At 40.8% G+C, this 14,008-nt stretch carries 17 protein-coding genes; 16 read left to right on the forward strand and 1 reads right to left on the reverse strand.

What is annotated here, in order from left to right:
- Nucleotides 1-18: 18 nt before the first annotated feature.
- The 10 genes from AQPE_RS21690 (at nt 19) to AQPE_RS21735 (ending at nt 8,878) form a co-directional block, all read left to right on the forward strand.
- Nucleotides 19-969 carry a hypothetical protein gene (locus tag AQPE_RS21690; protein ID WP_318348573.1) on the forward strand — a complete coding sequence of 317 codons (951 nt, stop codon included), beginning with the start codon at nt 19-21 and terminating at the stop codon, nt 967-969.
- 66 nt (nt 970-1,035) lie between these two features.
- The gene (traK, locus tag AQPE_RS21695; RefSeq protein WP_318348574.1) at nt 1,036-1,662 is read left to right on the forward strand and encodes a conjugative transposon protein TraK; all 627 of its coding nucleotides are present in this window, start codon (nt 1,036-1,038) and stop codon (nt 1,660-1,662) included.
- Nucleotides 1,663-1,680: 18 nt separating this feature from the next.
- On the forward strand, nt 1,681-2,034 hold the full coding sequence (locus AQPE_RS21700; RefSeq protein WP_318348575.1) for a hypothetical protein: 354 nt from the start codon (nt 1,681-1,683) through the stop codon (nt 2,032-2,034).
- Entirely contained in the window at nt 2,009-3,196 is a 1,188-nt protein-coding gene (traM, locus tag AQPE_RS21705) for a conjugative transposon protein TraM (protein ID WP_318348576.1), read from the forward strand. Before AQPE_RS21700 ends, traM begins: the two co-directional genes overlap by 26 nt.
- A 2-nt stretch (nt 3,197-3,198) precedes the next feature.
- Nucleotides 3,199-4,002, forward strand: coding sequence for a conjugative transposon protein TraN (traN, locus tag AQPE_RS21710; protein WP_318348577.1), 804 nt, complete (start codon nt 3,199-3,201; stop codon nt 4,000-4,002).
- A 100-nt stretch (nt 4,003-4,102) separates the two neighbouring features.
- Nucleotides 4,103-6,046 carry a type IV secretory system conjugative DNA transfer family protein gene (locus AQPE_RS21715; RefSeq protein WP_318348578.1) on the forward strand — a complete coding sequence of 648 codons (1,944 nt, stop codon included), beginning with the start codon at nt 4,103-4,105 and terminating at the stop codon, nt 6,044-6,046.
- Complete coding sequence (locus tag AQPE_RS21720) at nt 6,043-6,558, forward strand: PH domain-containing protein (RefSeq protein ID WP_318348579.1); 516 nt, start codon at nt 6,043-6,045, stop codon at nt 6,556-6,558. The genes AQPE_RS21715 and AQPE_RS21720 overlap by 4 nt, the downstream gene beginning before the upstream one ends.
- Nucleotides 6,559-6,589: 31 nt before the next feature.
- The gene (locus tag AQPE_RS21725) at nt 6,590-7,273 is read left to right on the forward strand and encodes a DUF3945 domain-containing protein (protein ID WP_318348580.1); all 684 of its coding nucleotides are present in this window, start codon (nt 6,590-6,592) and stop codon (nt 7,271-7,273) included.
- A 275-nt stretch (nt 7,274-7,548) separates the two neighbouring features.
- The gene (locus tag AQPE_RS21730) at nt 7,549-7,917 is read left to right on the forward strand and encodes a plasmid mobilization protein (RefSeq protein ID WP_318348581.1); all 369 of its coding nucleotides are present in this window, start codon (nt 7,549-7,551) and stop codon (nt 7,915-7,917) included.
- A 34-nt stretch (nt 7,918-7,951) separates the two neighbouring features.
- Entirely contained in the window at nt 7,952-8,878 is a 927-nt protein-coding gene (locus AQPE_RS21735; protein ID WP_318348582.1) for a relaxase/mobilization nuclease domain-containing protein, read from the forward strand.
- Nucleotides 8,879-8,918: 40 nt separating this feature from the next.
- On the opposite strand, the gene AQPE_RS21740 is transcribed toward AQPE_RS21735, so the two are convergent.
- Nucleotides 8,919-9,926: a helix-turn-helix transcriptional regulator gene (locus AQPE_RS21740; protein ID WP_318348583.1), complete on the reverse strand. Its 1,008-nt coding sequence runs from the start codon at nt 9,924-9,926 to the stop codon at nt 8,919-8,921.
- 101 nt (nt 9,927-10,027) lie between these two features.
- Between AQPE_RS21740 and AQPE_RS21745 the strand changes: the two genes are divergently transcribed.
- The 6 genes from AQPE_RS21745 (at nt 10,028) to AQPE_RS21770 (ending at nt 13,997) form a co-directional block, all read left to right on the forward strand.
- Nucleotides 10,028-10,843 (forward strand): SMODS-associated NUDIX domain-containing protein, encoded by an 816-nt coding sequence (locus AQPE_RS21745; protein WP_318348584.1) that lies wholly within the window; start codon nt 10,028-10,030, stop codon nt 10,841-10,843.
- 16 nt (nt 10,844-10,859) lie between these two features.
- A complete protein-coding gene (locus AQPE_RS21750; protein ID WP_318348585.1) occupies nt 10,860-12,023 on the forward strand; it encodes a nucleotidyltransferase domain-containing protein in 1,164 nt (387 codons plus the stop codon).
- A gap of 25 nt (nt 12,024-12,048) precedes the next feature.
- Nucleotides 12,049-12,429, forward strand: a complete 381-nt coding sequence (locus tag AQPE_RS21755; RefSeq protein WP_318348586.1) for a hypothetical protein — start codon at nt 12,049-12,051, stop codon at nt 12,427-12,429.
- A 161-nt stretch (nt 12,430-12,590) separates the two neighbouring features.
- A complete protein-coding gene (locus AQPE_RS21760; protein ID WP_318348587.1) occupies nt 12,591-12,800 on the forward strand; it encodes a helix-turn-helix domain-containing protein in 210 nt (69 codons plus the stop codon).
- The gene (locus AQPE_RS21765) at nt 12,797-13,399 is read left to right on the forward strand and encodes a BrxA family protein (RefSeq protein ID WP_318348588.1); all 603 of its coding nucleotides are present in this window, start codon (nt 12,797-12,799) and stop codon (nt 13,397-13,399) included. Before AQPE_RS21760 ends, AQPE_RS21765 begins: the two co-directional genes overlap by 4 nt.
- 4 nt (nt 13,400-13,403) lie before the next feature.
- The gene (locus AQPE_RS21770; RefSeq protein WP_318348589.1) at nt 13,404-13,997 is read left to right on the forward strand and encodes a BREX protein BrxB domain-containing protein; all 594 of its coding nucleotides are present in this window, start codon (nt 13,404-13,406) and stop codon (nt 13,995-13,997) included.
- Nucleotides 13,998-14,008: the final 11 nt, after the last annotated feature.

A 14,008-nucleotide genomic window follows, 5' to 3' on the forward strand; every position in this document is an offset into this window, starting at 1 on the left:
CCATTTAAAACTTGATACATGCTTTTACAAGTAATGAGTACCCAAAGCTTTTTCCAATTTACCGATGTATTGGTTCGCGGGGGCCTGGACAATTCCCAGTTGCTGGTCAACATGGCTCGCGCCATTGGTGGTATTGCCGCCTTTCTGTATATCTCCAAACGCATCTATGAACAGTTGATTGCTGATAATCCTATCTCTCTTTTACCCTTGCTTCGGCCATTTGCCCTGGTGTTGGTGATTACCTTTTGGGCTCCCTTTGTTCAACTACTGATGGTTCCAACCAAAGGGCTGACCAAACTCTCCGAAGCCATCTATGCCGACAAAAAGCACATTGTTGCAGCCAAACTCGAAGAAAAGCAGGATGCGATCCTGGCGGTCGATTTACCTTCCTTTCAGGAAAACGAGGAGAAAGAAGCCTCCTTGTGGGATAAAGGCGTCAATCTGCTTTTGACTACTTACAACATCGTTTCCGGAAGGGCATTGCAGCACCAGATCAACTTCTACTTCATGGATAGTGTCAGGCAGCTTTTGGAATCTTTTTTTGAGGCGCTGGTTTACCTGATCGCTTTCCTGCGAACCGTCTTTTGTGTGCTGCTGATCATCTTCGGACCGCTGGTGTTTGCCGTCTCCATATTCGATGGCTTTCAGGAGAACTACCTGCAATGGATTGCCCGGTTCGTCAATGTGAACCTGTATCTGCCCATTGCATTGATTGTCCTTTCCTTGGTTCAGGAAGTGCTGATTTATGTACTTGATGCCGAGATTGCTGCCACCAAAGCCTCGTTGATCTACCAGCCTTCGCTGTACTACGTTTCCAACATGGTTGTGCCGGTGTGTGGCATTGTGGGATTGGTAATGGTACCCAAAATCGCTTCATGGATTGTCAGCGCATCGGGCACCGGAAGTGGCGGAGGACGGATGGTGAAAACTGCGGCCATGATGATGATCACCAAGGGGGCCATGAAATAATCCGATGGAAATATCAATAATGAATCTCCAATCATCAGTAATCAATTATAAATAATCAATCAAAAGATGAATAAGATTTTTGATATCCAGCGTAAATTCCGGTTTACTGTTTATATCCTTTTGGCCGTCAGCCTGCTGATGACCGGATTCAGCACCTTTGTTTTCACCCGTTCCATCGGGCTGGTTGAGCGTTCCCGTCAGAAAATCTATGTTCTGGACAACGGCAAATCCCTTTTACTGGCCCTTCGTGCCGACATCACAAACAACCGGCCTTCCGAAGCCAAAGACCATGTAAAGCGCTTTCATGAGCTGTTTTTTACGATGGAGCCCGACAAGCAGTACATAGAAAACAATGCCCGGGAAGCACTCTATCTGGCTGACGGTTCGGCCATGAAACAGTACCAGTCCTACAAGGAGAACAACGTCTATAACCAGATCATTGCTTCCGATATCAGCATGACACTTACAACCGATTCGGTGCAGATCGACTTTTCGGCCTACCCTTACCAGTTCCGGTTTTTCGGACGCCAGAAGATTGTCCGCAAATCCAATATCACCATCCGCAACCTGGAAACATCCGGGCGGTTAAGGAACATCTCCCGGACTGACAATAACCCGCACGGGTTTATGATCGAAGATTGGCTGATAACCGACAACAAAGATTTGGAAACGATGAAGCGCAAGTCCTTTTAATTCTAAAAAACAACGATTATGAATACAGAAAATAAACACTCCAAAAACCTTGTGACCCGAATCAATGAAGCCATCCGGTTTAATGAATGGATCAACCGGCTGGACCAGAAGGATCAAAAACTCGATCCGGCCAAACGGAAGAAAAAGTGGACCATCATCTTGGGTGCATCATTCCTGTTGTATCTGATTTCGTTCTTTGTTTTCCCAAAACCGGCAATCACCTATGAACCCATTCAACCGGTCAGTGAAGGAAACCCGGATATAGCGAATACATTGAAACGCAAAAAATCCCTCTCCTTCGAAATGCCCGTTGACTCGTTTGAAACCATTCTAAAACAAGAAATACATGAAAGCATACCTGAAAAGAAATAAGCCACTGTTATTCCTTCCATTGGTTTTGATCCCTTTTATTGTCCTGATATTCTATGTATTGGGAGGGGGAGAAAAGAAGGAAAAGGAAGAACAAAAGCAAAAAGAGCAGCAAGCGGTAAAGGGAGCCAATTACACCCTTCCTGATGCTGATAAAAGCGTCGCGATTTACGATAAAATGGACAACTATTCCTCAAAAAAAGAAGTCACCAGCAGTCACGATTATAACATTGCAGGGGAGACTAATTCCACCAACGAGGAAAACCTGGAAGAGGAAACTCTCACCGAAGAACAGCTACTTTCCGGAAAGAAGAATCTGTATAAGAACGATCCGGTTCCTGAACTGAATGCCGATGTTTCCACAGATCTATTGGCTCATATCCGGCAAAAGGAAAGGACAGTCAGGGAAGATCTGGAAAATAGTCAGGCTGAAGCAAAATCACAAAATGAGGATGCCGACTCAAATCAGTCAGAGAAGGACAAAAGGAATTCCAATGATCAAAAAGCATCAGCTTCAATTGCTCCAACCGGTATTGAAGAACTGGACAAGGTTTTCCGGCAAAACAGCAGACTGGCCAAGCAGAATGATTCCCTGAACATCCGGTTAAAGGAAACTTCAGCACAAAAAGAGAGGTTGGAAGCTGAAAAGAACAAACACTTTACCCTGGAGAAAAGCGGGAAGTCAGGTTTTAAGCCTAAAGAAACTGCTATTCCTGTGATCGAAGCCGAAGTTTATGAAACCGCCACGGTATTAACTGGCAACCGTGTAAAGCTTCGGCTATTGGAAGAAGCCTGGTTGAACGGGGTTAAAATACCGGCCAACACTTTTTTGTATGGCATCTGTGAAGTGACCAATGAGCGCCTTCAGATCGAAGTGATGCAAATACCGGTGGGAGAAAAGTTCGTCCCGGTTGAAGTATCTGTTTGCGATCTGGACGGACTGCCCGGCCTGTATGTACCGGACAATACCTCCCGAAAAGTTGCCAAAGAGGTTGGCAGCAGCGCCAACACTTCCTCTATGTTCGGTGTAAGCAATAATCCACTGACTTATATGGGAATACAGGCAGCCGACCGGACAGCCCAATCCCTGCTAAAAATGATCCGAATCAAAAAAGTCACCATCAAGAAAAATACCCTCGTTTATTTAATCAACAAAAGCAAATAACCATGAAAATCTTTTTAATCCTAATTATTTGCGCACTGATTCAGATTTCAGTAAGCGCACAAAATATCTTAAAAATATCCGATACCAAAACCAGTCATTTGGTTTGTCCCGATAAAGTCCAGTATGTACAGGCCGGCGATTATTCGATAGTTCAGGCCGAAGTTGTTCCCGAACTGGCAAACCTGATCCGGGTGAAAGCAGTGCAGCCTTTTGATAAATCAACCTCCCTGACCGTGGTTTGTGCCGACAGGATTTATTCTTTCGAATTACAGTATGGAAATGATGCCCTAATCACATACCCGATTGAAACTTTTGATTCGCAAAAAGCCATGACTTTTTCCGGAAAAATGATGCCAGATTACCTCCTGAAAGACCTTTGTGATCAGGTTCTGGACAAACGCAAAGTTCAGTTCCGCAAGCGCAAATCAGAAAAAGACGGGATTAAAGTTCGTCTGAACTCGATCAGCCTGAAAAATGATGCACTATTTTTTGAGATCCAGATCACGAACAAGACCAACATGGCTTACGATTTGGAAAGTTTTAACTTCTGGATCACCGATAAGAAAAAGGCCAAAGCAACCAATGTTCAGGAATACCAGGTTTTTCCACAGTACCATCAGAACAAGGTGCAGCGCATTCCGGGCGAAGTTACTGTTCGGGAAGTATTTGTGATCGAAAAGATGACTATTCCGGATCAGCGAATCCTGAAGATAGAGCTTAACGAAAAAGCCCTGGGCAACACCGGACGTAAGCTCAGCTTCAACCTGAAGAACAAGGACATCCTCAAAGCCAGATCCCTGAAATAAATCAAGTGAGAGGAAAATTCCATCATAAACCACACACATTTCTTTATCCTGCTTACCTGCGTTTCCCCGGAAGGGGACGCAGGGGCTTTTTATCCTGAAAATGGAACACGAATCTCACGAACTGGTTAAACTGCATGAAGGCTTTCGTTTCTTCAGCTACGTACTTCTGTTTTTGTCGATGTACCTGACCCAGCTGAATTATTTTGTTCTGAAGGGAATACAAATACCTGCTTTTCATTCTTTGATTGAAAAGATGCAGAATCTGAAGTTCCTGGCAAGCCTGTATCCATCCAAGGTGGTTTGTTTGGTTTTTCTGGCGATCACCTGTATTGGTACCAAAGCCCATAAAGACCGGGAATTACTGGTTTCAACCATTGTTGGACAGACAATAGCCGGGTTAATCCTTTACTGGGGAAGCCTTATAGTTTTCAAATCGTTTCCGGCAGTTTATCTGGGTTTGACTTTCTTTGGTTTTGTACTTCTGAACATTGGTTTTGACAACATCTCCAAGCTGATCAACGTCAATTTGATGAAAGACCGGTTTAACGAGGAGAATGAAAGTTTTCCGCAGGAAGAAGTTTTAAGGAAGAACGAATACTCGATCAACCTGCGGACCGTTTACCAGCATAAAGGCAACGAGCACAATGGTTGGATCAATATTGTCAACCCGTTTCGGGCAACGATGGTAATCGGGACACCGGGCTCAGGCAAATCCTTTTCGGTGGTATTGCCTTTTATCCGACAACACCTGAAAAAAGGTTTTTCGATGTGCGTCTATGATTTTAAGTACCCGGACTTATCGCTGGTTGCCTATAATCATTTTCTGAGAGCAAGGAAAACCGGAAAGCTGCCTGAATCAAGTAGGTTTTATGTGATCAATTTCGAGAACATTCAAAAATCTTTTCGCTGCAACCCGTTGGCGCCGGAGTGGATGGAAAGCCCCATCGATGCCTTTGAATCTTCCAGGACAGTCCTGTATAACCTGAACAGGGAATGGATACGCCAACAGGGGGAGTTTTTCTCCGAATCAGCCGTTTCCTTTTTTGCGGCCGTAATCTGGTTTTTGAAAAAGTACAGGGATGGCCGGTTTTGTACTTTGCCCCATGCTATTGAATTGCTCCAGATGGATTACGATGATCTGTTTGCGGTAATGGAGCAGGAAATAGATGTGGCCAATATCATCAACCCTTTCATCAATGCGCACAAACGCGGGGCCAGGGAGCAACTTGAGGGACAATTGGGAAGCCTGAAGATAGCCATTTCAAAGATCATAAGCCCGGAGATTTACTGGATCTGTTCGGGAAATGATTTCTCACTGGACATCAACAATCCCGAATCACCCAAAATCCTTTGCCTGGCTAACGATCCGCTTCGGGTGGAGATGTACGGCGCTGTTCTGTCTCTTTACATCACTCGGATGTTGAAGGTTATTAATAAGAAAGGGCAAAGGCCATCCTCGCTGATCTTTGACGAACTGCCCACTATATACTTCCGGGGGCTGGATACGCTGATCGCCACGGCACGGAGCAACCGGATTTCCTCTTTGCTGGGGGTTCAGACCATTGATCAGTTGATCCGCGATTACGGGAAAGAACAGGCCAACGCTATCACCAGCAACATCGGCAATGTGTTTTGCGGGCAGGCTGCCGGTGAGACTGCCAAGTTTATCCAGAACCGGATGGGCAAAATCCTTCAGGAAAGGCAGTCGGTCAACATCAACAGGAATACACAATCCTCTACTTTTTCTACACAACTGGACTTTCTGGTTCCTGAAGGCAAGATTGCGACTCTGCCACAGGGCTATATGGTGGGACAGGTGGCTGACAACTTTGGGGAAGAAATCGCACAGAAGAACTTCAACGGCCTGGTTCATGTCGATGTGAAAGCACAGCAGTGGGAGGAAGGCCGGTTTATTCCCATCCCTGACTTTTATCAGTTCGACAACGTGCCGGAAGTGCTGGAACGCAACCGCACAAAGATACAGAACGATATCCGGTCGATAACTTATTCAGAAAACAACAATTCCAAAATCAAAAAACAATGATTGAACAAACTATCTATTTTAAATGCAGGCCATCCCAACTCCTTAACCTGGAAAATTTTCTGCTGACCCTTTTATTCATCCCGGTAGTCATCCTGATGGACAGGATGCTGATGGAACACGAGTTGGCATTCTTCCTTCCGGCAAAGCTGGCGTTTTATGCAAACAGGCTCCCGGAGTACCTTTCAGTTCTGGTCCTGCTGAACCTGACCTGGCAAATCCTGAAAGTCTATTGCACCCGCTATGAAATCGATCCCGGAGAACTAAGGCATTATTCAGGAATACTTAGTCGAAAGCACGAGTATATCGAATTGTATCGGATCAAAGATTTCGAAGTCAGAAGACCCTTCATTTACCGCCTGTTTGGATTGGGAAACCTGGTCCTTTACACATCGGATAAAACCACTCCGGTACTTCACCTGTACGCCATTCCCAACCCGGAAGAGAAATACACCATCCTGCGAGGCCTGGTAGAACTCAACCGAAAAGAGAAACATGTATTTGAGGTTGATTAATCCAATTATATAACAACAAAAATTAGAAATTATGGAACAACAGAAAACACGCATGAGCATGGACCAGATTCCGTTTGACAAGCTTGAAAAGGTTGGTATTAAACCTGATCTGATTAAACAAATGGAAAAACGGGAAATGACCGATTTTCTGAACGGTTTTCGTTCGGACAAACTCTACACTGTCAACGCCAAAATCAATGGCGAAGATTACAGGATTCCGGCTAAAATCCGACTACAAAGTAAAGATGACGGATCGGTGGATATTAAGGTGCACCCGATTCAGCGGCTCAACGTCCCGGATGAATACATGGGCCATAAGTTTACCAAAGAGGAAAAGGGAGCTTTGCTCAATGACAAAAACCTGGGCAAAACAATAGAACTGACCGGGCGGGATGGAAAGAAAGACAACTATTATCTGAGTATCGATTCCAAGACGAATGAGCTCATTCCATTGCGTTCCAGCTACATTCAGGTGCCGGACAAGATCAAAGGAGCTAACCTTTCTTCCGAGCAAAAAGAGAAACTGGCAGCGGGTGAAAAAGTAACCGTGGACGGAATGACTGGCAAGAATGACAAGAAGTTTTCAGCAACCCTTCAGGTGGATGCTGCTAACCGGAACATTAGCTTTTCTCAGTTTAAGCAGGAAAAGTCAGAAGACTTAAAATCGGATGCCAAACAATCGGAAAAACAAGGGGCCAGGCAAAAGGTCCATTGATTCAATAACAGGTCTCGTTTTCAAAACCGGAAGGGGAAATTCTGAGTAGCAGGTTTCCCTTTCTTTTTGGAAAGAAATGAAAAAATGAAGACGAAAGTTCAAAGAGAAAAAGCAAAAAATCGAAGGGTAAATCTAATTCAAAGAGGGGAATGCAAGATGTGTTTTTGTATGCACAAAAACCGTTTCACCTTGTCTGGCAGGAGCCAACCCATATTCCCCTCGACTATGAATGATTCCCCTCTTTGAACCGTTGAAATAGGAACAGAAAACAAACCATGCGACCCAAATTGCCAGATACCGATAAGCGAAATGCCAAGCTCATTATCCGAGTTTCGAAGAATGAGAAGCTCAGGTTACAAAGCCTGACTAAGAGGGGAAAGTATGGCTGCATGAGTGACCTGATCCGGTCCAAGGTTTTTAATGAGTCAAACCGAAAAGTCATTTCGCTGGACGAGGAAGCCAACACGCAGCTTAAAAATCTGGATTACGAACTAAACAAGATCGGGGTCAACCTGAACCAACTTTCCAAGCGGATAAATTCATTTGCAGGTTACAATGTTGGAGACAATGATCGGCAATTGCTCCGTCAGGCTTTTGAAATGATGCGAAACTGCCTGATCATCCTTCAGAAATTGCTGCACTAATTTTCTTTCACTGAACCACCAAAGCCTCAAATCAATGGTTATTAAAATCCACCAGGCATGTAGTACACAAAACGCTTTGTTTTACAATGAGCGGAAGGTTTTTCAGCACAAAGCTACTTTTTACCACAGCCGGAATACTCCTGAAATCAATCCTTTCCTGGGAGATAAGAATGCCCGTCACAGGATTTTTAAGGATATTGAAGATCGCAACACCCGGGTACAAAAGAAAGGGTTGCATATTTCAGTGAACCCTACTGTTGGGGATTTGGTTCGATTGGGTGATGCTGGGATCAGAACTGAGATTGATAACCTGATGAAACATCTGGGTTATGGGAATCAGCCTTACATGGTATATAAACACGCCGATCTGGAACGTGTGCATTTTCATATTGTTTCGACAAGGATTGACTGTGAAACCGGCAAGAAAATCAAAGACAATTACGAAAAAGAAAAAACACAGCGGTTTATCAAAGGACTGGAAGAAAAGTATCAGTTAACGAAAGATGATAATCCGGAGAAACTAAACTTCCGTTTTTCAAATTCAAGCAAAGACCTGAAGCAAAACCTTGAAAACCTATTTGGACAATTGAACCGGATGGAATTTATCACCTCCAACGAAATGTATGATCAGGCTTTGAGATTGTTCCAGGTAGAGGTTCGAAAAGCAGGAAGAGGGCATTTGGTTTTTGTAACTGATGATAATGGAAATCCAATCCGGCATCCAGTTAAGATGTCTGATTTTCAGGAACGACCGAAGTTTTATTTGTCTGAGCAGCAGACTTTAGGTCAACATTCCAGGAAGTATCCTGATTCGAATCTAATTGGGCAGAATAGTGACGTTTTGAAATCGTTGGTTTTGAAAGAATTGATCAGGCAGATATATATCAAAAACAATAATAATTACACAAATAAAAGGAATAAGTTGTCACAAATAAAAAATAAAGGGAAAGGATATCGGTGAGATTGTTATATTCCTTTCATTTCACAAAATGTCTTTTTTATCAAACTTCATAATTTCGACATGCGATCTTAAGTATGTTATAAACTTCTTCTCGAACAAATTCCGGACTTACTATTTTAATTGATGAACCAAAACTTAGAATAGTAGAGTAAAATTCATAATTTGGTATGATTCTCAATGAAATAGTAATCTCATTCTCGTTTTCCTCTATCACTTTCTGAGAATCATGTATAGGTTTAGTTATAATATATGGTGCTTGGCTTGATGTTATTGATGCAATTATCTCAACAGAAATTTTACCTGTTTCCAATGTTACTCCAATGACATCCTTAAAATGTTCTGAATGATTTATATTTAAGCTGTTATCATATTTGATTGCTGGCAGAGGATTAACCTTTGTAATGCGGTCAAGGCTGTAAGTGCCTACATTTGTGAATCTTTCGCTTAAAGCAACAAGATACCAGCGGTGATTGTATTGTTTCAGAAAATACGGGTGTAAAACAAACTTTTTATGCACTTGTGATTTAAATGACTGATAACCAATTTCAATTACCATATTTTCCTTGATATGCTGATAAAGTGGAGTCAAAAATTCGATTCCTTTAACAGCTTTATATTCCAATTCAATGATCGGCTGGCTTTCTGTATTAGTAAATACTTGTCCTGTGACTTTGTCTTTTACCAATGAAAGTTGCGAGTGAATTGGTAACTGCTTAAAATGACTTAATAATTCAACCGCATTATTAATGCTCTCAATATCCATTTCACTTAAAGGGACGCTGTCGATAGAGTATGCCGGATCTTCGTATTTATAATACCCATCCTTTACAACAATTGGTGCATCAAACCCTCTGGGAGGAAGACTTCTCATTAATTCAATATCATAATGAAAGGTCCTTTTGCTAATCCCTTTATCAATCCCAAAACTCTCGTATAACTGTTTGTCTATTTCATCATTAAGGTCAATACGTGTCCATTTACGTGCGCTGTTTTTCAAACAATTATTAATGACCCGATATCTAAAACTGGCAAGTTTATTTTTTGGCATTTGATCTTTTTTTACAAAATAAAACAAAATAAATAATAGAGTGCAAAAACATTGCACTAGGTGCATGAAACTTTGCTTCATTAATTCAAAAATAGTTTCATATGGAAGAGCGTCATACCCGGTTTTTGAATTTTTTCATATTAGTTAGTTTGCTCTTGGCAACGATAAACTCTAAGGGAAAACCTTACAATGCATCCCTATTAGGAGCGACAGTTGGCACAGCCATTAGTCTCATTTTGGCAACTGGAGGATGGATATTGAGCCACAGGAGTAATCTAAGGACAATTTTTACTGCAATATTCATTTGTAATCTAAGGTTATCGTGCAGCTATCTATATCGGATAAAAGTGGATGATCAGTATTTGCTAATTAAGAGCAGGAAACATGGGAAGTATCAACCTGTAGGTGGCAATTTTAAAAGGAATAAGTTCTCTCATGACACTTTACAAAAACTTGAAGTTAGAGACGATGATAAATTCACCAATGGTCATCGTTCTAGTGATGATCTTCGCCTTTACATTCGGGGATACAGGCTTCCTCAATTCTTAAAATGGTATAATTCACCAAACAAAAAACGTGAAGTAAGCTATGACCGCGAATTTTATGAAGAATTAGTTGAACCAGGTCACTTTTCTTCTGAGTTATTTAAGTATCCGATATTCAATTTTATAAAACAGGTTATTACTCCGGTTCGCTATTCAACGTACCTGAAATGTTATGAGGTTCACATTTATGATATAGTTGAATTAAATCCATCCCGCGATCAGCTTACTTTTCTTAAAGAGTTAATGCAAAAAGGTGATTGCAAAGAATTCAAATGGGCTACCAGCAATCTGATTCAAACTCAAGGTTATCAATCGCATACCCAGGATACACCTTACGAAATTACTGATCATTCCATCGAAATTTTATCTTAAATAAATATCAAAAATCATGAAAAAATTAATCACAGAAGACAAGAAAGCTTTTTTGGATGATATGTTGAAACGTATTACCGAAGCTTTACAGTTAAATGAAACCAGAAGAAAACTGGTAGAAGACCGTTATAAATCGGTCAGTATCTTCATTGAAGGGACTCCTGGTTTATTCTTTGATGCAAAGATTTACTCCCAAGGTTCTTATCGGTTGGGAACAACGGTGAAACCGAGACAGGGAGAAGAATATGACCTGGATTTTGTTGTGCAGATTCATAAAAATTGGAAAACCTTGTCGTTTTCTGAAGTGTACAACTCGTTCAAAGATTTAATTGAATCGGATGATCGTTGGAAGGATTTAGTGATTGAGAAACCAAGGTGTATCAGGTTAAACTATGCGGATGAGTTTCACATGGATATTATTTCTACCTGTACAGAAAATATACAAGGAGATATTAACAGGATAATGGTACCTGATAGAGCTGAACATCGCTGGGGTATCAGCAATCCGGAAGGATACGCTTTGTGGTTTGAGAAAAAGTACATTGCTCAACGTAACATCTATTTGAGTGATTTTTATCCGGGAATGGAGTTTCGAGCAGCTCTGGATTTACCCAAAGATGATCCAAATTACCTAAAACAACCATTGCAACATGCTGTCCAATTGATCAAGCGGTATCGGGATGTTTATTTTGAAAAGCAAATGGAAATGGCCCCGTCAAGCATTGTTCTTACTACATTGGTTGCTAAAATGTATGAAGGCGAAAACTCAATTTATGAGACCATTCAAAAAGTAGTTGAACGATTTAGAATGGCTGTTGAAACTGATAAATTGTATTATCGGCAATTCCACGTTTCAAATCCGGTTTTGCCGGATGAAATTTTTACCAAAGAATGGGATAAAAATCCGAGACTCTTCGATGCTTTTGTTCTATTTATGAAGTCCCTTTATGAGTTTTGGGAAAAACTTCATACTTCAACAGGGCCCGATTTATTCAATCTTTTAAAGGACAATTTTGGAACTGGAGCTTTTGATTCTGCATATAAATCACAAGGCTTATTTATGCAATCATTAAGAGATAAGGGCTATACTGGTATTATTAAAGGAACTGGAATGGCAGGGATTGGAGCAGGCCATCAAATTCAAAAAGATAGACCAAATACTTTTCATTCCGATGAATAGTGCAAATCTAATCTTACAGGAGCAGATGAAGTCCATTCGAGCCAATTGTCCTAATTGGAAATGTTGGATTCATAACAAAGATTCTCTGATTCTGGAAGGAGATATTCAGCCAACAATTGTAAGTCCACATTATAAGGCACGAATTTCTTATCAGCAAGGGCTAAATCCGGAAGTCAATATTATTGAACCTGAATTAAAATTGTATCCGGGTAAAAATTCATTACCTCATGTTTATAGCAAGTCGGGAGCTCCCTTGTGCCTTTTCTTCTTTCATGAATATGATACCAGAAAAGATCATTTGGCTGAGACTATAATTGTTTGGATAACCTGGTGGCTCTATTTTTATGAAATTTGGTCACAGACCGGCGAATGGGTTGCCACAGGAACTCATCCCGGAAGGTGGTAATATGGAAAGTGTAGTAGCAATACTGCACTTTTTTTATTTTTCATACCTCACTTTATACGATTTGCTTTTGGGGAAGCCTCTCAATTTGAAATATAAAACATCTCATATTGTGTGATGTTTTTGCGGAAATAAACTACATTTAGGCTTCAATTGAATAATAAATGAACAGAATCAAAGAAGTCCTTGAATTAAAAAGGATTAAGCAAATATGGTTGGCGGAGAAGCTTGGAAAAAGTTTCAACATGGTGAATGCTTATGTCCAAAATCGGAGGCAGCCAAGTATTGAAATTTTGTACCAGATTGCTGATATTTTAGAGGTAGATGTGAAAGAGCTATTGATTAGCCGGAATGAACCAAATATCAAGAAATGATCGGGAGAAACTTAAAATATAATGGCACATTTTCATCTAACGGAATCCTGTTTAATGAAACCATCAGTCTTGTCCAAATTTTGAAAAGCGACAATGTAGAGGAGTTTCTGGCCAAAGAAGTCAAAGAGAACAATCTGCTGCAAATTAATTCGGAAGCAACCAGAGGAAGGGCTGTACGTGAAATCAGGAAAAGAAACAAATATACAGAAACCAGCTTTTGGGATCGTTTTGATCAAAGTACAGAACCCGAACAAAGGTTATTATTCTTCTACTTGTGCCTAAAAACTTACAGAATACTATTTGATCTCCATTTCCTGGTTACTGTCAAACGATTCTATATTGATTCTACACTGCCGGAAACTTTTTATTACAAAATGGCAGTTGATGAACTTGCATCCGAAAATGAAAAAGTTGCAGCGTGGTCTGAAACAACATTAAAGAAAACACTTTCAAATTACCGGAGTTTATTACGGGTTTCAGGACTATTAAAAGGCGATATGCTTACCTCGCCCAATGTAGATGAATCCTTTTGGGATCAGTTTAAAACGAATTGCGAATTGTGGTTTTTGGAAGCTTGTTTTCAACCGATAAATAAATGATGCAATGACGATTACCGAGTTATACGAACGAATGAGCAATAAAGAGTTTCAGGATCCGGCAACAGGAAATCTGTTTTCAAATGCCTACATGTATCTTTATCCTCCAGAAAATGAGAATCAAATTCATGATGAGATTTTAGTAATCAAGGAACGGTTGAAAAGGCCTAATAATTATCTGGATGTGCTCATTCTGGATATATTCGACTTGTTTTGCGCTTTTCTTAAGCAAAAGAAATTCGGACCAAAAACTTTGTTTGATTTCTTTCTGGAAAAAGAATTGCAGGCTCCCGGAAAGGTCAATGAATCGTTGATCAGGGAAGCAAAAAGCGATGGATTCTTTGAGTTCATGAATGCAAACATCAAATTGCACTTTTCAGAAGGCGATACGGATAAAAAAGTCTATGTGATCATCCATGGTTTTGGTTCAGTTTTTCCATACCTGAGGACCAGCAAGTTTTTAAGTAATTTCGAGAAATACTTTATCGGAGAAAAATATAAGTTAATACTTTTTTACCCGGGCGAAGTGAAGGATTTTTATAGCCTCTTTAATCTGTTAAACGATGAAAATCCATATCGGGCAATCAAACTAATCAACTAACCTACCTTATT

It is taken from the genome of Aquipluma nitroreducens (genome assembly GCF_009689585.1).
In the GTDB taxonomy this organism is placed as follows: domain Bacteria; phylum Bacteroidota; class Bacteroidia; order Bacteroidales; family Prolixibacteraceae; genus Aquipluma; species Aquipluma nitroreducens.